The sequence below is a fragment of the Psychrobacter sp. CoH-33_TS_01 genome (genome assembly GCF_058189395.1).
Map to the genome: position 1 here is coordinate 112434 of NZ_JBVGQI010000001.1, position 25558 is coordinate 137991.

Sequence of the window (25558 nt, forward strand, 5' to 3'; positions counted from 1 at the left end):
GCCTTAGTGTTTTAGTGATTATTATTGAGGTGCTATTCATCCATTTGAGTGAGTAGCACCTCAATCAGTTGTGGGCTAATAAATATTGGTGATTGTATTAATATATCTGTAAAAGGCCTAATATTCTCAATATAACCCAAGCGCTTTGCCAAAGCCAAAACGCCTAGCGATCCGATAATTTCTATCCCCATTTCAGCAGCTATTCTGCGACCTAACTTCTCATCAATCAGCAAATAATCCGCTTCTAATTCTTGATATAGTGCCATTGCCGTCATCTCGCCCATATCTAAAGGCAAATTGAGTTTTTGATAGTTGGTTAAAGTGTCTGATAAAGATATAGAGCAAATTTTATCAGAGAAAAATTCCTTTAACTCAGTAGCATAGGGTTTGTTCCTAACGGTAACCTCGGCAAAAACCTCTTGCGTAATATAAACTTCCTGATAAATCTTAACGAGCAAATCGAGACAGTGACAAGTTGTTAATGCCACTAGTGCTGAGGCATCACAAACGATAATCACAATTGCGGAATAGGAAAGTTGTTTTGTAATCGAGTAAGCTCATCGAGTAAGTCGGCTTCAGAAGCATAAGTCTGTCGGCTGATTCCGCGTAGTTGGCATTGGGTTAAAAACTCAGTTTCTGCTAATTGTGCCCAATTACTAGCTTGTTTTAAAGTGATATGGCCTTGACGATATTGATCAATAACAAAGCTTAAAGTCATCAGCTGTTCAAGGTTTTCGCCTAGATACTCTTTCGCTATCTCATCGGGAATAGAAATTGTAATATTCATTTCTTTCTCCATAATTTCGCCGGCAGGCAGCCTAGCCTAAGACCTAGTCTAGCATTCTATCTAGCTTAATGTGAGAGACAGTAGGTTTTTATATAAACTAGAATCTATGAGAGTGCTTAAAGGTTTCTCTCATAAAGTAAGTTCTAGAGCAAATCGACTAATTCGTATAACAAACCATCATAAAATTTTCATCGTTAGCTACTTCATCAGCATCATTATCTTCAGCAACGACCACCCCAATCACGGCCTCGACTTTTTCACGTGAGCCACCACTATTCAGCACCCGCCAATCACCCAAAACATAGCGGATCTTATTATTATTTTCAGCGTAGTCTTTGTTATTAGCAGCAGTGTTTTGCTTAATATCGGTGCCTTGAGAGCTATTAGCAACGGGATGGATATCAGGTCGATGCGTATGGCCATGCAACAGGCCGTCATAGGCTAGCATGACCTGTGCTACGGCGCCCTCATTAACATCCATAATAAATTCAGTTTTACGAGCGGTGTCGGTTTTACTCTTTTGCCGCATCTTCGCCGCTATTTTTTGGCGTTTCTCCAACGACTTATTGAGCAGATACCACTGTACCAAGCGATTGCGCATAAGTTTGCGGAAACGCTGATAAGCATGGTCATCGGTACAAAGGGCATCGCCATGCTCTAAGCGAAAGTGTTGGCTGCCAATTTGAATATCATAAGGCTCATCGATTAACAGGCCGCCAAAAGTGTTGCAAAAAGGCTGACCAATCAGGAAGTCGCGATTGCCATGCATGACGAAGATATCGCAGCCTTGTAGGCGCAATTGTTTCAGTTGCGCTATCATTGGGGTGATCCAATGGCTGGCCTTTTCAGCATCGCTCAACGACAGATAAGCATCATCGCCAATCCAAGCGTCAAACCAATCGCCTAGGATATACAGGCAGCGGAGATGGGGTAGGGCTTGCAAGTCGCTCAGTAATGACGAAAAAGCCTGCACTAAGGCAGGCTCTGACGCAGACAAATGCAAATCACTAATCATGACCTGCCGCACATCATGCGGGCGGGTGGTGACTAAATGATGGTAATCTCTAAATGGGGTCATCGAATAACAACCTATTGAGTTTACGGGGTATTAAGTTTATGGGGTCATTACGGCTATAGCTGGCAAGCTATTGGCTAATTGCTAGCGATTAGGTGCTAATGAATAGTGAATACTAGCAGCTCTAATCGCTAACCTCGGACTAGCGGATGACTTACTCGCTAATAACTTATTTGCTAATGACCTATTCGCTAATAACTTTAGCAGAATTGATGATAACAGGCTCTTTTGGCACATCAGCATGCATACCAAAACGACCAGTAGGTACGCCTTCGATTTTCTGAACTACGTCCATACCACTAGTGACTTTACCAAATACGGTATAGCCCCAACCTTGCATGCTTTTGCCAGAATGGTTTAGGAAGTCGTTGTCTTTTACGTTTACGAAGAATTGGCTGGTCGCAGAGTTAGGATCTTGAGTACGCGCCATGGCGATAGTGCCCATGTCATTTTTTAGACCGTTATCCGCTTCGATTTCGATAGGAGCGTTGGTCTTTTTCTCATTCATATCAGCATCCATACCGCCGCCCTGAACCATAAAGCCTGGGATGACGCGATGGAAGATAGTGCCATTATAATGACCGGCATTTACATAGTTTAAGAAGTTTGCAACCGTTTTTGGCGCGGCTTTTTCATTCAATTCGATGGTGATAGCACCCATAGTAGTATCGAGTTGTACGACTGGCATGTCACTCATGTGTTGCTCCTTGAGGTTTGGATTAGTAGTTGGATTGGCGTTTACAGTGGAATTGGCGCAACCTGCTAGCAGGATTGGCAATAGCAGACTCGAATAGCCTAGCGTTTTAAGATTTAACATTTTAATGGCAGTCACATCTTATCCTTGTTGATTTGATGGGCGCAAAAATTAGCAAAAATTTAAACGATGCCCCGCAGCTGAGGAGTGTTCATTGCTGAATAAGTGCTCGTTGCTGAATATAAGTGGGCATGGTCTAGACTAAGTGAGCCGCATAAACTTATTATTAATGGTTTAACTTATCGGTCATGACTTGATAAATGCTAGTCAATTCATACAAGCCCATTGATTAGCCGTAGTCTAACGACTTTTTGACGAGCTGTCATGTGTCAGGCTGTTAATGAGGCGCTCAAAGTAGCAAGATTACTGATAGAATAAGGCGCAATGTGCCATTAGCACCCCAATTACAAATTAATGGATGAATGCTAGGTTGAACTTTAGAGGCTTGCATAAATAAGCATAAGCTAAGAGGGATGAACCAAAGTAAAAATCCATTATCAAAGTTAGTATAGGCAAGTTTAGATTAAATCGACTGATAATGGGTGGTTTGCCACAAGACAACAGTTGTCCCTAGCGGTTGTTATCGGTAAGATATGCCCCATATTATTTGTCCTCATTATGTTTTAATAGCCACATCGCTGATCGTTAAGTTAATAGTTCAATCAGTATTTGTTATCCCTTTATTTCATACTTATTTAGTTGTCGCCGCATTACGGCAGACGACTCGTACCGTGTTAGGAGCACCCAGCCAATGAGTGACCACTCAACCAAGCCCGCTGAACAAAAAAATGACTTTATTCGTCAAATTATTAGAGAAGACTTAGCGGCGCAAAAATACCAGCAGATCGTCACTCGTTTTCCACCAGAGCCTAACGGTTATCTGCATCTAGGCCATGTAAAGTCTATTTGCCTAAACTTCGGCGTGGCGGATGAGTTTGGCGGCGTATGTAACTTACGCTATGACGACACCAACCCGACCGCTGAAAAACAAGATTACATTGATAATATTAAGAATGATGTGCAGTGGTTAGGCTTTGAATGGGCAGGGGAAGCGCGTCATGCCTCCAGCTATTTTGACCAATTGTATGCGTGGGCAGTCCAACTTATCGAGCAGGGTGATGCCTATGTGGATTTGCAAACCCTTGAGCAAATTCGTGATAATCGCGGCTCGTTCTTAGAAGTCGGTAAGCCGTCACCGCAGCGTGATACTACTATCGCCGAAAACTTGCAACTGTTTGATGATATGAAAAACGGCAAGTTTAAAGAGGGCGAAGCAGTATTACGTGCCAAGATTGATATGGCCAGCCCGAACATGAACATGCGCGATCCAATTATCTATCGTGTGATGCACCAGTCGCACCATCAGACCGGTGACAAATGGTGTATTTATCCTATGTATGACTTCGCCCATCCTTTATCGGATGCGATTGAAGGCATTACCCATTCGATTTGTACGCTAGAGTTTGCCGATCACCGTCCGTTCTATGATTGGGCGGTCGAGAAAATCGGTGAGAAGGGCGGTATTAAGCTAGCGCCGCATCAGTATGAATTCAGCCGTTTAAACGTCGACCATACTTTGACCAGTAAGCGTAAGTTAAAGCAATTGGTTGATGAAAATATCGTGAGCGGCTGGGATGATCCGCGTATGCCAACGATTGCGGGTATGCGTCGCCGTGGTTATACGCCAGAAGGCTTGCGTGATTTCTGTGATCGCGTTGGTGTGGCAAAGTCAGATGGGGTAGTGGATTTCCGCTTACTTGAATTTAGCATTCGCCAGTCACTAGAGACCACTACTGCGCGCGGTATGGCGGTTCTCAAGCCTTTAAAAGTAACCATCACCAACTTTGATGAAGCGCTTAAAGATTGGGACAACTTAAAAGACGAAGGTGTGGTTGCCCGTTGGGATAATGAGCAAAATACCCTATGGTTAACGCAGCCCAATCATCCTAATGTTGATATGGGTGAGCGTGAAATCCCTTTCACTGAAACCATTTACATCGACCAAGGCGACTATGAGCTTGAGCCACCTAAAGGCTATAAGCGTCTGTCACCAGAGAAGCCAGAGATTCGCTTGCGCAATACTTATGTGTTAGCAGTAACTGAGCATGTGTTAGATGATGCTGGCAATGTGGTTGAATTAAAAGCGACTATCGATCCAACGACTTTAGGTAAAAACCCCGAAGACCGCAAGGTGAAAGGCGTAATTCATTGGGTATCGGCGAGCCAAGGTGTGCCTGCTACCGTACGTCTCTATGAGCAACTGTTTGCGGTAGAAGACCCAAGTAGCGTCAGCGATGTGCACGATGCTTTGAACCCAAATTCGCTTACGGTATTAGAAGCAGTCGTCGAGCCGTCATTAGCAAATAGCGCTGCAGGTACGCGCTTCCAGTTTGAGCGTGAAGGCTACTTCATCGCGGATAGCGAAGACCATAGCAATGATAAGCCGGTGTTTAACCAAATCGTTAGCTTACGCGATACTTTTAAACCGGCTTAATTATTAGCTGGCTAGATAGCGATTTAGTGGTTAATAATAAGAATTAGGTCTACCTTTGGGTAGGCCTTTTTTTATGGGTGAGCTTTGTTGAGAGAGTTTTAATAGCTTTGAGCGTCTTGTTTTACATGAGTCTTTGCTAATCAAATAATAACAGATATCGATATGCATCTATAATATTAAATCAATGATATATTTAATAAAAAAGGCTATTATCAAAGTTAGTAGATAATAAATTTTACGAGATAATCTTATGTTTAAAAAATCTTTATATTTGCTCTTATTGCCATCGTTAAGCTGGGGAGCATCATGCGTTGTTCCTCCTGAGAGGATAGAGCTAGGTGGCATGAGCCCTGGGCAATCCATTACGGATTTTGTATCTAAACAAAAAGGTAGAGTAATAGTAAGAAGATTTGAAGAGGACGGAGAGAGTCGTGAAGGACGACTAGAATTCAAAGACAATAATAACTACACAACTATAGCGGGTATTGGAGAAGTATTTATAGGCTACATAGCATTTAATGTTGATAAAAATCAGATAACCTCATTTTCTCTAGCACCTACAGATTATTTAGATGACTTAGAAGATATTAGAAAAGCTTTAATTTATAAAACAGGAATACCAGAGTATTTATGGCAAACTGATAAGAAAGACCATGGCTTATATCGTTACCTTTGTGAATATTATGAAGTTGATATAAATCAAGATGATGATAGAGGTGAAATTTCTATTGTTCTAAAGAGCAGTCTTTCTGAAAGTTATAACTTCATAGAAAGGAAATATAATTTTACTGCTGCGCAGTTTATAACTCCAAAGGTGCAAAAGCGTTTACTGAGTGAAGGTATAAATTATGATAACTATGAGCTATACAACAATGACTCATTGTTTAGAAGTAGGTTGGATGAAGTCTTTCTAAATAAAGTAGGACTAAAGATAGATGATTTTGATATGGGTAGAGTTCTTAGCGCTAGAGATATAACAAATGGAATCTTAACAACTAATTTCTACCAAAAATATGAGAGTTTTAAAAATACTAAAATTGATATGTACATAGCTTACCAAACCTACAATAACCATATGTTAGTAGTGAGCAAAGATACTAATGATAATATTAAGGTATATGGTGATAAGGACCCCTTATTAATCAGTGCTATTGTGAAATCAGTGGATTTTCCAATTGAATTTGCTTCAAAAATCAAATGATACTTAATTTGCTATGGCATTAAAGACTAATTGGTTTACCTACTTTTCAATTTTAAAGTCAGACATTATTAGTTGAATGACTTTCGATACTACCTTTATTTACCGTTTATTTACCTAATAATAGAGCTCTTATGACCATAATAACCGATGCTATAGACGCTGCCGTCGCGCATATACTGCAAAATATTACCGGTCCTATTCGTTTAGCGACGCCGCTAGGATTGGGCAAGCCGTATTATTTACTCAATGCCCTTTATGACCAGGTGGCGAATGACCCTGCGCGTAAGCTGGCTATTTATACCGCTTTATCGTTGAATCCGCCTGTGGGCAAGTCTGAGTTAGAAAAACGCTTTTTGACGCCCTTCGTTGAGCGGCTCTATGGAGCAGACTTCCCTCGGCTGAAATATGCGGAGGCCAATAGTAGCGATAGCTTGCCTAATAATATTCAAGTGCAAGAGTTCTATATGAGCTCGGGAGCCTTACTTGGAAGTCTTAGCGCCCAGAGTTTCTATGCCAGTCTGAATTATACTCACGTCCCAGAAGCACTGGCCTCACGCGATATTAACGTTGTCGTGCAAAAATTAGCGCAAGATAATCAGGGTAATTATTCTTTAGCTTGCAACACCGATTTGACCTTAGATACGCTTGATGCTATCGCGGCTAAAGGTGCGCCCAAGCCCTTTTGTGTTGGGGTGATAGATGCCAAGCTTCCTTTTGTAGGGGGAGAGGCTATCGTCGATGCCAATCTTTTTGAGGTCATCGTTACTCAGGATGCGGGTGAGGAAAATGCTGCTGATAGAAAGGATGATACTAGCCCTATAGACGCCAAACTATTTGCGGCCCCGCGTCAGCCCGTAGGCGATGCAGATTATGCGATTGGCCTATATGGCTCTACCTTGGTCAAAGATGGTGGTACGTTGCAGATTGGTATTGGGGCTTTAGCGGATGCGCTGTGCCACGCGCTAGTATTAAGACAGAGCGACAATGCCACCTATCGACGGGTGCTACAAGCTTTAGCTCCTGATATTGAGAGTCATGCCACCGTTCAGGAATTTGGCGGCTTAGAGCCCTTTGTGACTGGCGTCTACGGTTGTAGCGAAATGCTCAATGAAGGGTTTCGTCTGTTGGTCAAGCATGGCATCGTGAAGCGCCGAGTGGTCGAAGATGAAGAGGTCATGCGCCGCGTGGCCAATGGCAACACCACCGAATCCGATAATAACCTTATTGAGACCCAAGGCCACTTTTTAGACGGAGCTTTCTTTTTGGGGTCGCCAGAGTTTTACGACTGGCTACGTAGTCTAGAATCGACCAATAATACCGTCGGGATGCGGCGTATCAGCCAAATCAACTCAGTGATTGGCGAGCATTATATGCTAGAGACCTATAAACGCCAGCACGCCCGCTTCTTTAACACTTGTATGATGGCCACGGCGCTTGGGGGTGCCGCGTCAGAGACTCTGCCCGATGGCAAGGTGGTCTCTGGTGTTGGCGGGCAATATAACTTTGTGAGTATGGCGCACAGTCTGCCTGCCGCTAAGTCAGTGCTACTACTGCGATCTACTCGGACTAGTGGCGGCAAGACCAAAAGTAATATCTTATGGGATGTCTCTCACTTGACGATTCCAAGGCATTTGCGCGACGTTTATATTACAGAATATGGTATCGCGGATTTGCGCTATGCGGCAGATAGCGAATGTATTAGCGCTATGCTAAACATTACCGATAGCGAGTTTCAACAAGAGCTATTAGAGACCGCACAAGACAACCGTAAAATCCATGACTCAGCGCTTAATGAGACGCTCGCCTCCGAGCAAAATACAGCCGAGGTTTTAAGCGCTAAGCTACAACCCTTTCGCCAAGACGGTACTTTGCCCGATTATCCTCTAGGCAGTGATTTCACAGATACCGAGCAGGATATCGTACGTGCATTAGGATGGTTAAAGTCAAATACTCAAACCACACCCGATAAACTGACGACGGTCTTTGATGTTTTTATACAAAACATCTCTGATAAATTCAGTGGCATCTTGGGCCGGCAGGATCGTGAAACAGACGCTGATAAAACCGAACAGCGTGTCCGTTCGGCTATGATTAGAATGGAGTATTGGGATACCGAGGGCAATGAGATTAGTGATGATGGACTACACTCGGAGCTGCTTGAACATGCTCTGCGTGAGACTTTGTAAAACTGCTCCCAGTCGCACTGTATTACTTTCAGATTAAACTGGCTGTCGCTTAGTATGCATCAGGTCTATCTTAGGATAGGCCTTTTTTAGTGCTGGATTATTTAAAAGCGCATCCATATTAATTAATAATATTTAAATTATAATTTATATATTTTAAATATAAAGTAATTTTAGTATGGTGGTATTGGGCTTTTTTATTAATAAGAAAGACGGTTGAAAAGTCTTATGAACGCTAATAATGATTATAAATAAGGGACACGACCATGGCCAAGTTTTTAAGCACTAGCGCGACCACCTACCATTTAGAAAGTTTGCTGCAAGATACCACGGAGCAATTAATCATTGTCACTCCTGCACTTAAGTTTAACGAGCGTGTGCAAGAGCTGTTAGCACAGCGCGATAGTGGGCAAGCTGCCACGCATATTCTATATCAACAAAATCACCTGCAACCGACTGAGATGTATTGGCTCAATACCTTGAGTTACCTACGCACGAGTTTTTGCAAAAATCTGCAAGCCCAGTGCTATCTTAATGATAGTCAGGCCATCATTACCAGTTTACAACTCCATGCTATTGGCCAAGAGCAACGCAATGAATTGGGCGTGTTAATACAACGCGATACAGATGCTGAGCTATATCAAGAAACTTATGATGAGGTGCAGCGCCTGCTTAGTATTAGCGAGGCTGTTCGTATAACTATAAAGACGCTAGCTGACGATACAACTAAGGACACAACTGAGTCAAATAAGAATACTTTTAAACCCAAAGTATTAGAGCAACTGAAGGCTAGCAAAAATACGGTTGCGCAGCAAAGTAATAAGGTAGATGATAAGGAACAGGTGGCAGACGCTCTGCAACCTACTGATAAATTAAAAGATAAAGATAAAAGTGAGGCAGTTGCCAGAGATAGTAAGCCAAATAAAACCCTCAAAGCTGCGCCGAGCAAACCAGTAGTAGCGCAGGATACAGACAAAGAGAAAAACAAAGACAAACAACTTACTAGTGCTACACCAGCAACAGTTCCTGACAAACTCACTACCGCAAAGTTGGCGAAGTCTCTCGGTCTCAAAACACCAGAGCTCAAAAGCAAGTTGATGGCACTTGGCTATTTAGAAGAGGTAAATGGGGAGATGGTGCTTTCGGAAGCCGGTAGGAAAACGGGTGGAGAAAGCAGAAAGGGACGGTTTGGTGAGTTTTGCGTATGGGATGCAAAAATGCAGATTTAAGTCTCGTCGTAGGCTGGCGAGCTACTATTATTTAAGGATGTTTTTATGCTACGGATGGTCGCCGGTCAAAAAGCCAAATTTACCGATTTAGGCATTAACCAACAGTTTAGTTTAACAGCAGATATTACCAGTCAGTCTGCCGTAGTGGATGTCGCTTGCTTTGGCTTAGATACGCAGCAAAAGCTAGTGAGCGATGATTATATGACCTTTTATAATCAGCCGGTTACGCCGTGTGGGGCGGTACGTTGGCAAGCGGTGGGCACGCAGCAGTGCTTTGATATTGACCTAAGTAAGTTGCCCAATATGGTCGATTATCTAGTGATTACCGCGACTATCGAAGGCCAGCAAACTATGCAGGAGCTGGGCGCCAGTCAAGTGTGGCTTGAGCAGGCGGGTCAAAGGTTAGTGGACTATCCTTTTTCAGGGGCAGCGTTCGCTAGTGAGCGCGCCGTGATGCTACTGCAGGTCTATCGTAAACAAGGTATTTGGCGTATTAATGCTATTGGTCAAGGCTTTAACGGCGGCTTAGCAGCTCTCGTTACCCATTTTGGTGGCGAAGTGGCTGAGGAGAGTAGCTCACCAGTAGCACAGTCAACGGCTGCTTCGACCACGACCGCTACCAGCACAACGTCTTCATTAACAACATCTTCCTCTTCTGCGCCACAGCCTAGTATTAATTTAAAGAAAATCACTTTAGATAAACCTGGGAGCGAGCACCGAGTCAGCCTCACTAAAGGCAGCAAAGACGTCCTGCGGGTCGAGGCTATCTGGGTCGATAATGGCGATGCCAGTGCAGACAATGACGACTTGGATTTACGTGTGGGCATCTTAGCGCAGCATGGTAAGGCGATGATCTACGTTCATGCCCCGCAGGAAGTTGGCAGTCTAAGCAAAAAGCCTTACGTGCAACATCAAGGCGATGTGCGAGTGGCTAGTGCCAATGAGCCTGGCAAAGAAGTGGTGTTGGTCAACCCTGAGATTGCCAGACATTATGGCGGTAAGGTAGCACTCGTATTTTCAGTCTACTCTGCGGTGAGCAATGGGGTCGTATCGATCGCTTCCTTGCAGCCAAAGATGCGCATGCAATATCAAGATCAGGTCGTCGAGTGCGTCTTTAATATCAAAGCGTCGCCCAAAGCGAAAAGTCGCGTGGTCTATACTTATGTGATTGGTATCGCTATCATTGATGAAGACGGGATTACTTTGCAGCATTCAGGCGAGACTAGTAAACGCATGAGCGAGGCCACGCCAAGATTAATTTGGAAAAGTGATAAGGTCGATATGAAGATTGATGGCGACGCTATGTTTAAGCTAGGATAATACTAATGCAGTTGCAATATTCCACGAAGGAATATAAGATTTACAATCAAGCACATGAATTAAATAATGAATTTGCTAAGATAAAGGCAACTACAACGAATTTATAACCCCCAAACTATAACCACTAAGGAAAATTTTATGGCACATTTAAGACTTGGCGACACGGCTCCTAACTTTGACGCTCCTACTACCGATGGCGATATCAATTTTTATGATTGGGCGGGCGACAAATGGGTTGTATTCTTCTCACATCCTGCTGACTTTACCCCAGTATGTACGACAGAGCTTGGCCGTGCTGCTGCGCTAAATGGTGAATTCCAAAAACGTAACGTTAAGCCAATTTGTATCTCAGTCGATAGCCTAGAAGACCACCATGCGTGGAGTAAAGATATCGGTGAGACTCAAGGGACTGACTTGAACTTCCCAATCATCGCTGACCCGAATAAAGAAGTCGCGAATCTATATGACATGATGCACCCAAATGCAGACAACACTTCGACGGTACGTAGCGTTTATATCATTGATGCTAATAAAAAGATTCGTCTAATCCTAACTTATCCTGCCAGCTGTGGTCGTAACTTTGACGAGATCATCCGTGTCATCGATGCGCTCCAACTGTCTGATGAATACAACATTGCGACGCCAGTAGACTGGAAAGATGGTGATGATGTTATCATTCCACCAAGCGTGAAAAACGAAGATATCGCAGCGAAATATCCTAAAGGCTATACCGAAATCAAACCGTATCTGCGTACTACGCCAGCGCCTAATAAATAAGCGTTGCCCAAGCGTAAGCTATGAGTAAGACTGGCAAGATGACTAACCCTGCGACTTAGGTGGCAGGGTTTTTTATGGTCTGGTTCTCGGGTCTTTTTAACCTTTATCTATCGCTTTTTAATCCTTACGTAAGTGTTTATAAGCTGGCTAACTTAAATGAAATAAGTTTGCTATGATGAGGTAACTTAGGTCACTGATGTCCTCTTATTTTATAGAAAGACATCCTTGTTCGGTGCAGCAACACCTTGGTTCTATAAGTAGCATTGTTCTATAAGTATCATTTGAAACTACAAAAGGAGATTGTAATGAAAAAATTATATCTAACAAGATCGGCGCCTAACCCGCGTAAAGTGGTTATTTTGCTACAAGCGAAAGGGATCGATGTCGACGATATGGACGATTTGGATGTGATTGATGTTGATTTCTCCAAGCGTGAGCAATTCTCAGAGTCGTTTACCGCAATGAACCCTATGCAAACTGTGCCCGTATTAACTCTAGAGGACGGCACAGTACTCAATGATTCCCAAGCGATTTGTGAATATCTCGACCGTGTGTATGGCGAGCGTTCGGTGATGGGCAATGATGTGGTACAGCGCGCCAAAGTCTGCTCTATGCGCCGGATTGCTGAGTTTGAAGTACTCTATAATTATATGCTGGCCTTTCAGCACAGCCATCCGTCGAAAGCTGAGCGAGTGGACCAAGTCCCGGAGCTGGCACCCAAGTCTATTGCGCGTGCTGCCAAAGCCTTGCCTTATTTTGAAAGCTTCCTGAAAGACAATGAATACTTAGTCGATAATCAATTTAGTTATGCCGATATTGTCTTATATATCGCTTTAGACTTTGGCCGAATCCTAAAAGTCGATCCGAAATCACACGGCGAAGGTATTGCTCGCTTTTATGAAATGATGAATGAGCGGTTTGGCTTTAAAAAGCAAGCGGCCAGCTAATCCTGTGGCGATTATGACCTTTAAGACCGTTATGACACTTAAGAGAAGCGTGGCTTGATGAGATGCGTAGTATGAGTAAGAGAAGAAATGTAAGAATAAGGGTGGGCGCTATGTTAATCGTAGTGCCTGTTTTTTTGCTGGGCTGCCAACCGTTACAGGTGCAAGCGCCCGTCATGGTAGAGGAGGTGGCAAGTGTTAGGACGGTTACTGAGGTTAAAGGTAACGCTGTAATAACGCCGGTAATTGCAGTCGAACAGAATTCCTCTTTGGGAAATAATACGGGCGTACCCTTATTGCCTGTCGCAGAGTGGCAGTTAATTAGCGCTTTTGATGCCAAGCGTCAGCCTATAGCGCTGTTCAATGAAATCAAAGATAACGTGCAGCTAACCTTACCAGCAGATGGTTCACCAGGTATGGGCTATACCGTGGGGTGTAATGCTCGTGGGGGTAACTTTCGCCTGCAAGAGTTGGGGGCGCACAGCAGTATTCTGACGGTAACCGATGAGATGGGCGATGCGCAGATGTGTCCTAATTTATTAGCGGCTGAGCAGCTATTGAGTGAGCTTATGGAGGGGCGCAGTCAATTGCAATTACTGACCGCTGCTGAAACCAAGAGTAACACGCCTATTATGCTGCAAATTACGGAGGAGGGCAGTGTGCTGCTGTGGCAAGCGCGCGTGGACAAACAGGCTAAAGGATTAACTGTACAGCTAATACCAGCAACTACCAACTGGCTCTCTCGATATGATTGGACGTTGGATTTCGCTATTGATAATCGCCATCTGCCTATACCTGCCTTTAAGGCCATTCCTAAGTTAGCCAATATAAAAGCTCAGCTTGAGTTTAACGAATCTAACTCTAATGCTAAGCAGGAGGTAGGGTTTGGTTATAAGATGGGTTGCAATTGGCATTCAGCGGGTTATACATTGCTCGATGGCAAGATGACCAAACCCAGTAGACTAACTATTAGCACACTCATAGGCTGTAATGACGAGATTGAGCAAGCAGAAGGCCAGCTCGGTAGAGAGTTGGCCAGCCCTAGTAGGTTCTATGCGCTAGAGGGTTCAGAGTCTCCAATCTTAGTGCAAACCAATGAGCGGGGTAGTGTCTTGCTGTGGCAAGGTCAAGCAAAGACAGTAGGAATGGCACTTAATGAATAGCAGGTATAGTAAATTACATGAACAATAAATGACTTAATTCTATATTCTTACAGTCACTATTCTTCAACGAACAATATCGTATACGGAATAAACATTTTGTTACATTATCATATTCTAGGTTGGTTATAGTAGCTTTATTGGATATTAGCAAAAATTTAATGCTCTATACTAATATCTAAACCACTGTTTAATATACCGATTATTTTGTTAATACCTCTATTATCCTACCCTTTATTATCCTACAAGGAACCTTATGTCTATTCAGCCCTTCGCCAATAAAAAATTATTGTTATCTTCTGCCATCATGGCAGGCCTGCTCTCTATCGTAGGCTGCCAAAATACCACGCCTATTAGCGCTGGGGCTACGGAAACTATTGTAAAGGATAAAGGTATGACCGATGCCAATAGTGCAGATACGAAAGCTGTCATCGATAGTAAGACGCTTGCGAGCTACGATTGGACCCTCATTAGCGCTGTGGATGGCAACAATCAACCGCTAGCGCCATTGACCGCTGTAAAAGACCAAGTGACTCTCAACTTCGCTCAGCAGAATGGCACGAATACCGTAGGTTTTGGCGTGGGCTGTAACCGTATGGGTGGCAGCTATGAGTTGGCCAGTAATGTGATGACGGTGGGTAACGTCATGAGCACGCAAATGTTTTGCCAGGACCTAGATGCGGCTGAAAAGCTACTAAGTAGCGTGATGCAGGGCGATAGTCAGCTGAGCTACAAAGACGGTGCCGCGCCAGTATTAACGTTAATCGATAGCAGCAGTGCTAAAAAGGCTACGCTAGTATGGCAGGGTAAGATGAATGCTGAAGCCAAGTATAAGCAAAAAGGTGAGACTATCTTTTGGGCGGTAGATCATAAAGCCGAGCCTTGCCCTGATGGCACGACCAAAGAATGCTTAAAAGTAAAACCTATTACTTATAATGAGCAAGGGGTCAAAACTGACGAAGGCAAATGGACCTTATTCGCCGGCGAGATCGAAGGTTTCACTCATAATGCCAACCAAGACCAAGTGCTGCGTCTTAAACGTTATACGGTTGACCCAAGCGATGTCAAAGGCAAGCAGTTTGCTTATGTGTTAGATATGGTAGTAGAAAGCCAAATGGTTAAATAAACGGTATTTATTTCAAAGCCCTAACCTAAAAAAAGCAGAGCCGTTAGGGTTCTGCTTTTTGGTTTAAAGAATCGCACTTTTTTTATACTAGCGCATTTTGGCGACATCTTCTTCTGTCAGGCGCCAGCGGCCTTTTTTCTTGGAAGCTGCCCCACGACCGAGCAAGGCAGAGTTCAGTAACAGCTTATTCATCGAATGGCTCGAGTGAGCGTGGCAAATTGCGCAGGCTAAGCCATCAGCCGCATCTTGTTGCGGGGTGATCTCGAGTTTCAACAAACGACAGACCATCTCTTGTACTTGGTCCTTATCGGCGGCGCCATAGCCACAGACCGCCTGTTTTATCTGTCTGGCGGTATATTCAGCCACTTCTAAATCTAACGCTACCAGACCAGCGATAGCGGCACCGCGGGCTTGACCCAACTTCAGCGCTGAGTCTGGATTTTCTGCCATAAAGACTTGCTCTACGGCAGCGTGGATAGGCTCGTCAAAGTGTTTTAGGTAGTGCTCGGTAATGCGAGTGACCCCCTGAAAGATGCGTTTAAGACGTTCAGGCATCTCTTTGGTCTCCGTACGGATGGTACCCGCATCCAGATAGGTGAGTTTGTCGCCCGTCTGTCGAATGATGCCGTACCCCGTCATACGGGAGCCAGGGTCGATACCGATAATAATTGCCATAGTGCCCAGTGCCTATTTTTGGTAGAGATTTGCTTAAAAAAGTAAATTGAATTTGATAGTATAGCAGGCCATCCCCATATACCTTATTAACGAAGCAAATATAAGCCGCCCCGTAGCTAGTAAGGCTGCTTTTATTCTCACTCTCTTTTTAATTATTTATTGTAGGACGACGCATTATGGGTCAGATTGTTGGCATCGCCATCGTATGGTTTATCATTGAGATGTTGCTGTGGTACTTGCTCGCCCAATTTATGAGCGGCTGGCTAGTATTCTTTTGGTTTATCATCGCAGCGGTCATTGGTATTACCTTAATTCGCAAAGGCCTAGCGACGCTGAATCCTATGGCGCAGCAGATGAAAGCAGGGGGCATGATGAACCCTGGCATGCGTCCTCCTGAAAATACGATGATTAAAAGTGTGGCCATGGCCGTCGCCGGATTGTTGTTATTGATCCCTGGCTTGATTAGCGATGTGCTAGCGCTATTAGTTATCTTGCCGCCGGTACAAAGAAAGCTGAAAGACCTGGCCAATAACTACGTCATGAACAACCAGCAAAAAATGATGGAAATGATGGCCAAGCAAATGGGTGGCCAAAATCCATTCGGCGGTGCTGGTGGTATGGGGGGCATGGGTGGTCCAGGCGGTAATCCTTTTGGCGGTCAAAACCCTTTTGGTGGTATGGGTGGCAACTCACCAAATAAGTCTGCCAATCCTTTTGGCAATGTGTTCAAGCAAACTACTACGGTAGATGGCACCGCAAAAACTGTGCCTAAAGATGTGAAGAAAATCACTCATTCTGCTAATGATGAATAAGACTTGCTAGTAGACTTGTTTTAGGACCAGACAACGCCATAAAAAAAGCCCTTTCATATTGAGAGGGCTTTTTTTGTAGCGCTAGCATAGTACAGTGATTAATAGAATATTAAGACTATAAAAACCATACTAAAAATTTAGAACCGGAGTGCCGCTGTAGGATGGGGACCCATGAACCGTCACGTTCAAGGGGGATACGTCATCGTCTCTTAAGGTTTCCTGAAACACTGCAAGCAGTGCAGGCATACACAATAAGACGATAGGTAGCGCATCCGGGTATTACATTATCGGCTCAGGGAATAACATCCACTGGCAAACACTCCAGAGTCCAATAATCATACCCAATGATTTTATAGAATGCAAGAGGCGGGCTAGAGAGATTGGTCTGTCAACACATTCAGTTCATTAGCAAAATAATAGAGCATATTTATCAAACAACCCTCTTACTTAGCGGATGAATATGCCGATAACGTCAGAGGTATTAAGGGACGAGCTGGCATTTAACGCGTCATGCTTATCACTCATGAAGTATAAAAAATACTGTTATAACATAAGCTTATTATTTGGTTTTTATCAACACCAATGCTGTGTCAAGCTCCTTGAATAATATAGAGTTTTTAGCGTTTTTTCGGCAATTTTACATTCTGTGGTAAGATAGAGGGCTTGATTCACCCTAATATTTTTGTTGTTACATTTTTTATCTCTGTTTCATGTTTTTAGCGCTATGGCCTTTCTTTTTATGGGACGAGCCATAGAATCCATCTGAATCACAGTAGGAGCGGTACTCAATGTCCAGTAGTCAAGACAGTCAAAATAATAAGCAAGCATCTAGCAAAACCCCTCATGTATTAATGATTTTAGATGGTTTTGGTTACCGAGAAGATGATAAAGACAATGCTATCGCTGCTGCCACAACGCCCAATTTAGATAAGGTTTACCAAGACTATCCTCACGGACTGATTTCAGCCTCAGGCGAAGATGTCGGCCTACCAGGGGGTCAATTTGGCAACTCTGAAGTCGGCCATATGAATCTTGGCGCGGGTCGTATCCTCTATCAAGACTCCACGAGAATCTCTAGCGAATTAGAGAGTCGTGAGTTTTATAAAAATAAAGCGATAGTCGATGCGCTGCATGCCGCTCAAGAGATGGGCGGTGCGGTCCATATTATGGGGCTTTTGTCTGACGGCGGTGTGCATTCGCACCAAGATCATATCGAAGCCATGTGTCATGCCGCGTTAGTCCATGGCGCGAAATCGGTCTATGTCCATTGTTTCCTAGACGGTCGTGATACCCCGCCTAAGTCGGCTGATAAATATATCAATCGTCTGCGCGAATACCTGAATAATTTAAATGCTCATTACGAAGGCAACGTACAAATTGCCAGTATTATAGGTCGCTACTTTGCGATGGACCGTGATAATCGTTGGGACCGCGTGCAAAAAGCCTATGAGCTGATGACCGAAGGCAAGTCTGAGCGTATGGCTACCCGTGCCGACGGCGCTATTCAAGCCGCTTATAAAGCTCGTGAGACTGATGAATTTGTGAGTCCTACGACCGTCATCGAACACGGTGAAACCCCTTGCACTATCAATGATAATGATGCCGTTATCTTTATGAACTTTAGAGCGGATCGGGCGCGTGAGTTGGCGCAAGCGTTTGTGTTGCCCGACCATGAGTTTTCAGGGTTTGCGCGTAATAAACGCCCGATGCTGTCCGCTTTTGTTATGTTAACGAAGTATTCTGACGAATTAGAAAACAACGCTAAGACGTCGATTGCCTATTATCCTACGGCCCTAACCAATACTTTGGGGGAGTTTTTAGAGAGCAAAGGCAAAACCCAACTGCGCATCGCTGAGACCGAAAAGTATGCTCACGTGACTTTCTTTTTCAGTGGCGGTCGTGAAGAGACTTATGAGGGTGAGGATCGCATCTTAATTCCTTCACCGGATGTCGCCACTTATGACTTAAAGCCAGAAATGAGCGCCTTTGAGGTGACGGATAAACTGGTCGAGGCTATTGAGTCAGGCAAGTATGATGTGCTGGTCGTCAACTATGCTAATGGGGATATGGTGGGTCATACCGGCGTCTTTGATGCGGCAGTAAAAGCGGTGGAGGTCCTAGACGAGTGTGTCGGCCGTATCGTTGAGAGTGTGCGCAAGATGCATGGTCATATGCTTATCACTGCCGACCATGGCAACTGTGAGCAGATGCAAGATTACGAAAGTGGTCAGGTGCATACACAGCATACTACTGAGCATGTGCCGCTAATTTATGTGGGTGAGAAGAAGGTGCGGGTACGTAATGGGGGTCGTCTATGTGACGTAGCACCCACTATCCTAGCATTGATGGAAGTCACTGCCCCTAAAGAGATGTCTGGGTTTAATCTGTTAGCGCCCGCTTAAGCGCTCGCTCAATGGATAGCTAACCTTAGAGTTGGCTTTCCTTCTAAGCCTACAGTTAAAAGCCGTTTTTACCAAGGTTAGTGCTAAGCTAATCGGTAAAAGCGGTTTTTTTATGCAAGCTGATGCTATCTTTAAGCACTTATTTAGCCTAATAGTAGCGGCGACTCGCCTCGATATCTGCTATGCGCAAATAGGTAAGTGACTACTACATAAATCCATTTTAACCTGAGGGCTTATTGCCTTAAACTTGGGGCTAGCTAACTTGAAGTTTAGCTTGGTATCGGGCTAGCTATTTAGCTTTATAATTAATAGAATTTCTACCCAGTAAATCTGACTATTGTCCCATTTAATAACTATAAATCGACCTTGAATTTAGTGAGTCCTCTTATGCATGTATCTTTGTTGCAGCGTTCAGCTCCTAAGACGTTAGCGCCCATTATTAGCCGTCTGACTTTAGCCATTATTTTAATAGGAGCAACGTCGCAAGTTGTGCTGGCTGCCACGCCTAAGGGTGCGATTATTAACGAGTCCAAGGCTTATTCTCAAGTAGCAGAAGAGATACAGGCAGCAGATGAGATACCTGAGTTTGATGGGGCTGATGACAGTATTGATATGGGCTCTGATGATAGCAGCTATGACGACATCAGCGATGACGATATCGTAGAGGATGATGGGGCAAGTAGTGCGCCTTTTGATGAGGCTCTAGCCTCGAGTGGCGATGAAGACTCTGCTAGCAATATTGGCTTACCGCCGCAATTTAGTGGCCCTATACCTGTGGTGCCATTGAATGCTATCTCACCGACCACGCTAAAAACCTTTGTAGAGGTGGTGGACTTAGTCCGCCGTGAGTATGTCGAGCCGGTGAGTGATGAGGTGCTATTAAACGATGCTATGAGTGGTATGTTGACCAAGCTCGACAGCCATGCTGAATTTTTGGATGCAGAAGCGTATGAAAGCTTGCGCGCCTTTACCCAAGGTGATGTGGGGGAGGTCGGTCTCTATGCTGAGTATGAGCCCACTAACGGCCATTGGGTAGTTACTGAGGTCACTGCCAACTCGCCTGCTGCCAAAGAGCGTATCAAAGTAGGCGACTATCTTCATCAAATCAATGAGGTAAAGCTCACGGATAAAAAGACTGCCAATGATATCGAGCAGATGCTCACGGGGATTGCTGGGACGCAAGTCGAGATGGTGGTGTCTAGAGCAGGGCGCCGTAAACGGACGATTACCGTGCAAAGAAACCAGATGCGCAATCAAGAAATCATGAGTCGCTTGGAGCAAGGTGTTGCGATAATTAAGCTGCCCGTATTTCAAAATAATAGTCGCCAAAGACTCCTGTTAGAATTAGCAAAATTAGATGCGCCTATCTCAGGTCTTATCATTGATCTTAGAGACAATCCGGGTGGTGTCTTAGAGTCAGCGGTAGACATTGCTGGTCTGTTTATGGCCAATACCGATGTGGTGCAGATTGAGGGCCGTAAAGGCGTAGAGCGTAGCTTAAGGACTTCACCTAATGCGTTACTGGCTAATCTACCGGTAGTCATTTTGCAAAACCGCTATTCGGCTTCTGCGGCTGAAGTATTGGCCAGCAGTTTGCAGACACAAAAACGCGCAAAAATCGTAGGTGAGATTAGCTATGGTAAGGGGTCGGTACAGTCAGTGATTCCGGTGAATGATGAGCAGGCTATTAAGCTAACCGTAGCGCACTACCTCACAGCAGATGGTCGCCAAATTGATGATATTGGGGTTACACCAGACGTTCGGCTCGAGGACAATGATGGCGCATGGGAGCAGAAAGCGTTAGCTGTAATACTCGCGCAGCCGCGTCCTGCAGGCATGAAGTTTGTTCTAAAGTCGGGCAAATAAAAAGCTTTCCACAATCATTGCGCTTACCTTTTTGAGCTATTAACCTAAAAAAGCCAGTACCCTAGTTAATCCTAAGGTACTGGCTTTATTTTTAGCAGGCTGCTACTGATGCTTTAAATGATTTTTGCTAAGGTAGCGCGGTTAATTTTTAGAATGGTCACTTTTTTAAAGTTTAATGACTGTCTATGTTATTAGCCTCTGTCTCTGCAGTCGCCGAATCTTCCTCAGGCATACTTTCTTCCAACTCAAGCTTTTTCATACGATAGCGCAATGAGCGAAACGTAGTGCAGAGCAATTCAGCGGCTTTAGTCTTATTGCCATTGGTTTGCTGCAGCGCCGTGAGTATTAGCTTCTTTTCTTGCTCCTGTAGATAGGCTTCCAACCCTTCTTTAGGCAGTTGCACCGCCGTGTTCACTTGCAAGGTATCGGCAGCAACCTTATCGGCAAAGGCCTTGGACTCATCGTATACATCCTGAGTGGGCAGTGCGTTTGCCTTCTTATCAACACTGCTATTGGCGCTGTTATTAATACTGGTATTAACGTTGTTAGTAGCACTAATGGTCATCGCCGGCTGTTTGATAGCCGCATGAATCACGCTATTTGCATAGCTAGGCTTGGCAATAGGCTGCTCTACCGTATGGCTTGGTAATATCGGCTGCTCTGAGCTGTGATAGGGCCGCTCTGTAGTAGCTACTGCTGACGGTGGCGAAGTAGGCGCTTGGTTATCAGCAGCTGCCGATATGTCTATAGGGTTAGCGCTTGTCTCAGACCCCAAGACCTGCGACTGAGGGTCTAAGCTCGTCGTTGGCATAGTCGCTTCAATACCCAGATGCTCGACATCGATAACGGGAGACTCGGTCAAAGTCACAGCGCGCTCTAACAAATTGCGCAGCTCACGCACGTTACCAGCAAAGTCGTGGGTCTTTAAGTGTTCGCAGGCGGCAGCGGTCAGTTCTGGAGCGCTCTCTAATTGCCAGTCTTCGGCAATCAAGCGTAAGAAGTGCTGGGCCAGTATTGGTATATCAGTATCCCGCGCATTTAAAGTCGGCAGCTTAAGCTCAATCACGTTGATACGATAAAATAAATCTTGGCGGAATTCTCCAGCTTGTACTAAGCGGTTTAAGTCTTTATGGGTGGCCGATAAAATACGGACATCAACCGATATTTCTTTGGTATCACCGATAGGTCGGATGGTTTTTTCTTGGATAGCCCGCAACAGTTTGACTTGCATCGCTAATGGCAGGTCGGCCACTTCATCTAAGAATAAAGTGCCGCCATTGGCCTGTTGAAAAAGACCAATTTTATCTGCTGACGCCCCTGTAAAGCTGCCTTTTTTATGGCCGAAAAACTCGGATTCCATCAGCTCAGAAGGGATGGCGCCACAGTTCACCGGCACAAAACTGCCGTCACGACGTGGGCTTAAATCATGGATAAGACGCGCAGCCACTTCTTTGCCCGTACCCGAAGCTCCCCATAAAAAGACCGGTGCTTGCGAGCGGGCCAGTTTAACAATAGTGGCTTTGAGCTGTTGGATGGCCGGAGAGCTACCGATGAGGCGCTTATCTAAAAGCTGCTGCTCGGGAGATTTTTGTTCAGCATCCGCAGGCATATTGGCCTGTTCTGCGACCTTGAGTGCATTTTCGACCAGCTGCCTTAACCGTGGCAACTCTAAGGGTTTATTCACGAAATCAAAGGCGCCCAGCTTTAGGGCTTGGATGGCCAAGTCCATATTGCCATGAGCTGTAATGACCGCCACAGGAGTATTGGCAGCGCTAGTACTAATCCGCTTGACCAGCTCAAGCCCAGAGCCATCGGGTAAGCGTAAATCGGTCAGACAAAAATCATAGACATGGTCGTCTAAATACTGATTGGCCGTCGCCAAATCATAAGCCACATGACTCTTGATGCCCATTCTGGTGAGCGTGATTTGCATTAAGCGGCACAGATCTACCTCATCATCGACGACCAGCGCGATAGCACTCATAACCCCTCCTGCCCTACAGTGTCTTTATAAAAATAAATCATATCAATTAATCAAGTCTTTTCCGTACAGCGGATGGGTTAAGTGGGGTTAGGCAGCGTAGTACTATTTAGGTCAGTCGCAACAAACTGTCGCTGTGGAATAATCAAGCGAAAGCAGGTCTTTTCATGTTCAGGCACGCACAGTAGGCGGGCATGATTGGCTTCTGTAAAGGCCTGTGAAAGATAAAGCCCTAACCCCGTCCCTTGGGTATCGGTAGTGAAAAAAGGATCGAATAATCTAGGTAAGTCAGCAGCTTGCACACCTTTTCCGTCATCAAGCACGTCGATTATAACATCGTTGACTAGCGAGTAGACTACCACTTCGACCAGCGCCTGTGGCTGTGCTTGCCGGCTATAACGCAGCCCATTATTAATCAGGTTAATGAGGATTTGCTCAAGATGCTGGGGGTCAAAATAGATGCTAACGGCCGTATTGGCCTGCAAGCGGACCTCTTGCGCGACAAAATGATCTGCTAGGAACGTCGCTAACCATTCGGCGATATCGAGCTGCTGAAACTTAGGCCGTTGTTGCCGAGACAGCTTTAGCACATCTTCAATAATATGGTTAACCCGTTTAGTTTGATTAAAAATCATCTGATATAACTCGCGGTTGCCGTCCCACTGCGCTGAGTGCGCATCACTAAGTGCAGCTGAGTCTTGAGCCTGATGTTCCTGCTCTGCCAAATCCTCCATGAGCAATTGGCTGGCTTGTGAGATAGCGGCCAAAGGGTTACGAATCTCATGCGCGATACTGGCGGTCAATTGTCCTAGCGAGGCCAGCTTAAGCTGCTGTGCTCCCGCTTGCTCGCGGCGTAAGTCTTCAATGATTAGCAGTTGACTGTTATTTTTGAGCGGCGTCAGCTCGATACGCAATTTATTCACCACCCCAGTACTGGCTAATGGTGGTAGCTCATAAATAAAAGTGAGGGGGTAAGGCCGTTGCAGGGTAGGGGCGTTAATAGAGTTGTTAATAGGGGTGTTAGGGTCTTTAGCAGTGCCGCTAAGCTCATCGTGTAGCGATAAAAACCAATTTCTTAAGATAGGGTGTAAGGTAATTAATTGCTGCTGCAAATGCTCTAAACTGCGCTCGTCATCACTGCTATAGCCATCGATATGCAGTAGCTGGCAAGCCGCTTGATTGGCTAAAACGACTTGTTTATTTTCTATGACCATGACGCCGCTGACGATTTTGCTAACGACCTCTTGATTGATTCTATTGAGTTTGGCGACTTCTTGTGCTTGTAACGCTGCGGTCTTTTCCACTTGTACGAGCCGCTGAGAGATAGACCAGCTGAGAAAACCTACCGCTAAAAAGCTCATGGACATCAGCAGGGCATCGCCTAGGTTGGACAAACTCATGCTGTTGGCGATAGCAAAAAAGAACTGCTGATAAATGACAAAAATAATGGCGAGGAGGGTAACAATTAAGGCTTGCCCCGCCCTTAATAACATAAAGCTGGCCGCCACGACGACCATATATAGCATAGTGATTTGTAGATCAGGGGCGCCACTCGAATAGAGAAGAAGGCTGAAAATAATCACATCAATCGCCAAGCCAAAGGTCAGTTGGCGCTGCGGTTGGCTCGACGCAAAATAGAGTAAGCCTAGTAAAGTGAAGCTGAGCAGTAGATATAAAATCAGTGATAGCTGTTGTAACAGGGTAGGGAGAATATGCAAATCAGAATTTTTGACCGCGGCATAACTGTTCGCCATCAAAAAGCCACTGACTATAATGCGGTAGACACTATAAATGAGACCCAGTTTACGAATTTGTGGTTCTGCTAAGGTGGCAGAGCTGGTAGAGGGCGGCAGATAACTTAGGACGCGTTGTTTCAAGGCCGCTAGCATGACGAGTGTCCCTCTACTGATGGCTATTGCTGGTCTGGTGTTCTACTGTTTTACTACTCTATTGCTATCTAGCATTTTAAGAGCCCAGCCTTAAGGTTGAATGAGACCATGACGAATCGCTAAATGCGTCAGTTTCACATCGCTGTCCACGCCCACCTTTTCATAGATACGATAGCGGTAAGTATTGATAGTCTTTACGCTAACGAATAGTTGATCCGCAATCTGCTGCGGACTCTGGCAATTAACCACCATCATTGCCACTTGCTTTTCGCGATCGCTGAGCAAATCAAAAGGCGAGCCCGCATTGTCCGACAAGAGCGTTTCAGCCAACTGTTCGGCGACTTCGCTGCTGAAATAACGCCCACCTTGATAGACTTTTTTGATGGCGCGGATCATCTCTTCGAGCGGAGTACCCTTAGTAATATAGCCATTGGCCCCTGCTTTGAGCAGCATGGAAGGGTAGGGCTGAGCAGACATACTGCTGACCGCAAGGATTTTAATGCCTTTATCCAACTGTACTAGCCGTTTGGTGGCCTCTAAGCCGCCAATATTTGGCATATTAACGTCTAACAATACGACATCAGGGGTGAGCTGCTTGGCTAATTTTAGGGCCATATCGCCACTATCTGCTTCACCAATAACTTCAATATCGGGGCTGTCACTTAACATCCGGCTAATGCCCATTCTGACTAAATCGTGATCATCGACTACTAGGACCCGAATCATAAACCCTCTCAATGTTGCTGACTGCTCGTGGTGTGATTATTTATCTTGGTATACGCACTGATTGAATTTTTATAATCAGCTAGCAAAGATAAATGGTTAGCGCTAATATTACTATAATGTTAACGAACCTTACGTCATTATGAGTTAACTGTAGCAA

20 protein-coding genes and 1 other RNA gene are annotated in these 25558 nt (G+C 44.8%); 12 read left to right on the top strand and 9 right to left on the bottom strand.

From position 1 onward, the window contains the following. Nucleotides 1-32: 32 nt before the first annotated feature. The 4 genes from ACZ2XM_RS00470 to ACZ2XM_RS00485 all read right to left on the bottom strand — a co-directional run bounded on the left by ACZ2XM_RS00470 (nt 33) and on the right by ACZ2XM_RS00485 (nt 2559). Complete coding sequence (locus ACZ2XM_RS00470) at nt 33-518, bottom strand: PIN domain-containing protein (protein ID WP_490588115.1); 486 nt, start codon at nt 516-518, stop codon at nt 33-35. Next, entirely contained in the window at nt 515-787 is a 273-nt protein-coding gene (locus tag ACZ2XM_RS00475) for a UPF0175 family protein (protein WP_490588114.1), read from the bottom strand. The genes ACZ2XM_RS00470 and ACZ2XM_RS00475 overlap by 4 nt, the downstream gene beginning before the upstream one ends. Nucleotides 788-944: 157 nt before the next feature. Beyond that, on the bottom strand, nt 945-1865 hold the full coding sequence (locus ACZ2XM_RS00480; RefSeq protein WP_490588113.1) for a UDP-2,3-diacylglucosamine diphosphatase: 921 nt from the start codon (nt 1863-1865) through the stop codon (nt 945-947). Between the two features lie 181 nt (nt 1866-2046). After that, a complete protein-coding gene (locus ACZ2XM_RS00485) occupies nt 2047-2559 on the bottom strand; it encodes a peptidylprolyl isomerase (protein ID WP_490588112.1) in 513 nt (170 codons plus the stop codon). 808 nt (nt 2560-3367) lie between these two features. On the opposite strand from ACZ2XM_RS00485, the gene ACZ2XM_RS00490 reads away from it, so the two are divergent. The 9 genes from ACZ2XM_RS00490 to ACZ2XM_RS00530 all read left to right on the top strand — a co-directional run bounded on the left by ACZ2XM_RS00490 (nt 3368) and on the right by ACZ2XM_RS00530 (nt 15050). Beyond that, nucleotides 3368-5110, top strand: a complete 1743-nt coding sequence (locus ACZ2XM_RS00490; RefSeq protein WP_490588111.1) for a glutamine--tRNA ligase/YqeY domain fusion protein — start codon at nt 3368-3370, stop codon at nt 5108-5110. 250 nt (nt 5111-5360) lie between these two features. After that, nucleotides 5361-6311 (top strand): hypothetical protein, encoded by a 951-nt coding sequence (locus tag ACZ2XM_RS00495; protein ID WP_490588110.1) that lies wholly within the window; start codon nt 5361-5363, stop codon nt 6309-6311. Nucleotides 6312-6442: 131 nt separating this feature from the next. After that, complete coding sequence (locus ACZ2XM_RS00500; RefSeq protein ID WP_490588109.1) at nt 6443-8497, top strand: acetyl-CoA hydrolase/transferase C-terminal domain-containing protein; 2055 nt, start codon at nt 6443-6445, stop codon at nt 8495-8497. A gap of 263 nt (nt 8498-8760) precedes the next feature. After that, the gene (locus tag ACZ2XM_RS00505; RefSeq protein WP_490588108.1) at nt 8761-9723 is read left to right on the top strand and encodes a phospholipase D-like domain-containing protein; all 963 of its coding nucleotides are present in this window, start codon (nt 8761-8763) and stop codon (nt 9721-9723) included. Nucleotides 9724-9768: 45 nt separating this feature from the next. Further along, a complete protein-coding gene (locus ACZ2XM_RS00510; protein ID WP_490588107.1) occupies nt 9769-11043 on the top strand; it encodes a TerD family protein in 1275 nt (424 codons plus the stop codon). Between the two features lie 138 nt (nt 11044-11181). Then, nucleotides 11182-11820 carry a peroxiredoxin gene (locus ACZ2XM_RS00515; protein ID WP_490588106.1) on the top strand — a complete coding sequence of 213 codons (639 nt, stop codon included), beginning with the start codon at nt 11182-11184 and terminating at the stop codon, nt 11818-11820. A 305-nt stretch (nt 11821-12125) separates the two neighbouring features. Next, nucleotides 12126-12767 carry a glutathione S-transferase family protein gene (locus tag ACZ2XM_RS00520; protein WP_490588105.1) on the top strand — a complete coding sequence of 214 codons (642 nt, stop codon included), beginning with the start codon at nt 12126-12128 and terminating at the stop codon, nt 12765-12767. A 110-nt stretch (nt 12768-12877) separates the two neighbouring features. After that, nucleotides 12878-13927, top strand: a complete 1050-nt coding sequence (locus ACZ2XM_RS00525) for an META domain-containing protein (protein WP_490588104.1) — start codon at nt 12878-12880, stop codon at nt 13925-13927. A 253-nt stretch (nt 13928-14180) separates the two neighbouring features. Then, the gene (locus ACZ2XM_RS00530) at nt 14181-15050 is read left to right on the top strand and encodes an META domain-containing protein (RefSeq protein ID WP_490588103.1); all 870 of its coding nucleotides are present in this window, start codon (nt 14181-14183) and stop codon (nt 15048-15050) included. 87 nt (nt 15051-15137) lie between these two features. Here ACZ2XM_RS00530 and ruvC read toward each other — a convergent pair whose 3' ends face one another. Then, nucleotides 15138-15725 carry a crossover junction endodeoxyribonuclease RuvC gene (gene ruvC / locus ACZ2XM_RS00535; protein ID WP_490588102.1) on the bottom strand — a complete coding sequence of 196 codons (588 nt, stop codon included), beginning with the start codon at nt 15723-15725 and terminating at the stop codon, nt 15138-15140. A 176-nt stretch (nt 15726-15901) separates the two neighbouring features. Here ruvC and ACZ2XM_RS00540 point away from each other — a divergent pair, with 176 nt between their 5' ends. Beyond that, on the top strand, nt 15902-16537 hold the full coding sequence (locus tag ACZ2XM_RS00540; protein ID WP_490588101.1) for an FxsA family protein: 636 nt from the start codon (nt 15902-15904) through the stop codon (nt 16535-16537). 139 nt (nt 16538-16676) lie between these two features. On the opposite strand, the gene ssrS is transcribed toward ACZ2XM_RS00540, so the two are convergent. After that, a non-coding RNA gene (ssrS, locus tag ACZ2XM_RS00545) (6S RNA) lies at nt 16677-16868 on the bottom strand. Nucleotides 16869-17325: 457 nt separating this feature from the next. Between ssrS and gpmI the strand changes: the two genes are divergently transcribed. Together gpmI and ACZ2XM_RS00555 are read left to right on the top strand one after the other, a co-directional pair. Beyond that, nucleotides 17326-18939: a 2,3-bisphosphoglycerate-independent phosphoglycerate mutase gene (gpmI, locus tag ACZ2XM_RS00550; protein ID WP_490588100.1), complete on the top strand. Its 1614-nt coding sequence runs from the start codon at nt 17326-17328 to the stop codon at nt 18937-18939. Nucleotides 18940-19326: 387 nt separating this feature from the next. Continuing rightward, nucleotides 19327-20805 (top strand): S41 family peptidase, encoded by a 1479-nt coding sequence (locus ACZ2XM_RS00555; protein WP_490588099.1) that lies wholly within the window; start codon nt 19327-19329, stop codon nt 20803-20805. 172 nt (nt 20806-20977) lie between these two features. Here the strand turns inward: ACZ2XM_RS00555 and ACZ2XM_RS00560 are convergent, their stop codons facing one another. From ACZ2XM_RS00560 to ACZ2XM_RS00570, 3 genes are all read right to left on the bottom strand, one after another. Continuing rightward, entirely contained in the window at nt 20978-22789 is a 1812-nt protein-coding gene (locus tag ACZ2XM_RS00560) for a sigma 54-interacting transcriptional regulator (protein WP_490588098.1), read from the bottom strand. Between the two features lie 77 nt (nt 22790-22866). Next, nucleotides 22867-24675: a sensor histidine kinase gene (locus ACZ2XM_RS00565; RefSeq protein ID WP_490588097.1), complete on the bottom strand. Its 1809-nt coding sequence runs from the start codon at nt 24673-24675 to the stop codon at nt 22867-22869. 90 nt (nt 24676-24765) lie between these two features. Then, a complete protein-coding gene (locus ACZ2XM_RS00570; protein WP_201497608.1) occupies nt 24766-25401 on the bottom strand; it encodes a response regulator in 636 nt (211 codons plus the stop codon). Nucleotides 25402-25558: the final 157 nt, after the last annotated feature.

Bases quoted from the DNA above. Each gene is read 5' to 3' on its own strand.
- ACZ2XM_RS00515 (WP_490588106.1), top strand. From the start codon at position 11,182: ATGGCACATTTAAGACTTGGCGACACGGCTCCTAACTTTGACGCTCCT.
- ACZ2XM_RS00570 (WP_201497608.1), bottom strand. From the start codon at position 25,401: ATGATTCGGGTCCTAGTAGTCGATGATCACGATTTAGTCAGAATGGGC.
- ACZ2XM_RS00520 (WP_490588105.1), top strand. From the start codon at position 12,126: ATGAAAAAATTATATCTAACAAGATCGGCGCCTAACCCGCGTAAAGTG.
- ACZ2XM_RS00475 (WP_490588114.1), bottom strand. From the start codon at position 787: ATGAATATTACAATTTCTATTCCCGATGAGATAGCGAAAGAGTATCTA.
- ACZ2XM_RS00500 (WP_490588109.1), top strand. From the start codon at position 6,443: ATGACCATAATAACCGATGCTATAGACGCTGCCGTCGCGCATATACTG.
- ACZ2XM_RS00505 (WP_490588108.1), top strand. From the start codon at position 8,761: ATGGCCAAGTTTTTAAGCACTAGCGCGACCACCTACCATTTAGAAAGT.
- ACZ2XM_RS00510 (WP_490588107.1), top strand. From the start codon at position 9,769: ATGCTACGGATGGTCGCCGGTCAAAAAGCCAAATTTACCGATTTAGGC.
- ACZ2XM_RS00490 (WP_490588111.1), top strand. From the start codon at position 3,368: ATGAGTGACCACTCAACCAAGCCCGCTGAACAAAAAAATGACTTTATT.
- ACZ2XM_RS00565 (WP_490588097.1), bottom strand. From the start codon at position 24,675: ATGCTAGCGGCCTTGAAACAACGCGTCCTAAGTTATCTGCCGCCCTCT.
- ACZ2XM_RS00480 (WP_490588113.1), bottom strand. From the start codon at position 1,865: ATGACCCCATTTAGAGATTACCATCATTTAGTCACCACCCGCCCGCAT.
- ACZ2XM_RS00555 (WP_490588099.1), top strand. From the start codon at position 19,327: ATGCATGTATCTTTGTTGCAGCGTTCAGCTCCTAAGACGTTAGCGCCC.
- ruvC (WP_490588102.1), bottom strand. From the start codon at position 15,725: ATGGCAATTATTATCGGTATCGACCCTGGCTCCCGTATGACGGGGTAC.
- gpmI (WP_490588100.1), top strand. From the start codon at position 17,326: ATGTCCAGTAGTCAAGACAGTCAAAATAATAAGCAAGCATCTAGCAAA.
- ACZ2XM_RS00525 (WP_490588104.1), top strand. From the start codon at position 12,878: ATGTTAATCGTAGTGCCTGTTTTTTTGCTGGGCTGCCAACCGTTACAG.
- ACZ2XM_RS00495 (WP_490588110.1), top strand. From the start codon at position 5,361: ATGTTTAAAAAATCTTTATATTTGCTCTTATTGCCATCGTTAAGCTGG.
- ACZ2XM_RS00560 (WP_490588098.1), bottom strand. From the start codon at position 22,789: ATGAGTGCTATCGCGCTGGTCGTCGATGATGAGGTAGATCTGTGCCGC.
- ACZ2XM_RS00530 (WP_490588103.1), top strand. From the start codon at position 14,181: ATGTCTATTCAGCCCTTCGCCAATAAAAAATTATTGTTATCTTCTGCC.
- ACZ2XM_RS00485 (WP_490588112.1), bottom strand. From the start codon at position 2,559: ATGAGTGACATGCCAGTCGTACAACTCGATACTACTATGGGTGCTATC.
- ACZ2XM_RS00540 (WP_490588101.1), top strand. From the start codon at position 15,902: ATGGGTCAGATTGTTGGCATCGCCATCGTATGGTTTATCATTGAGATG.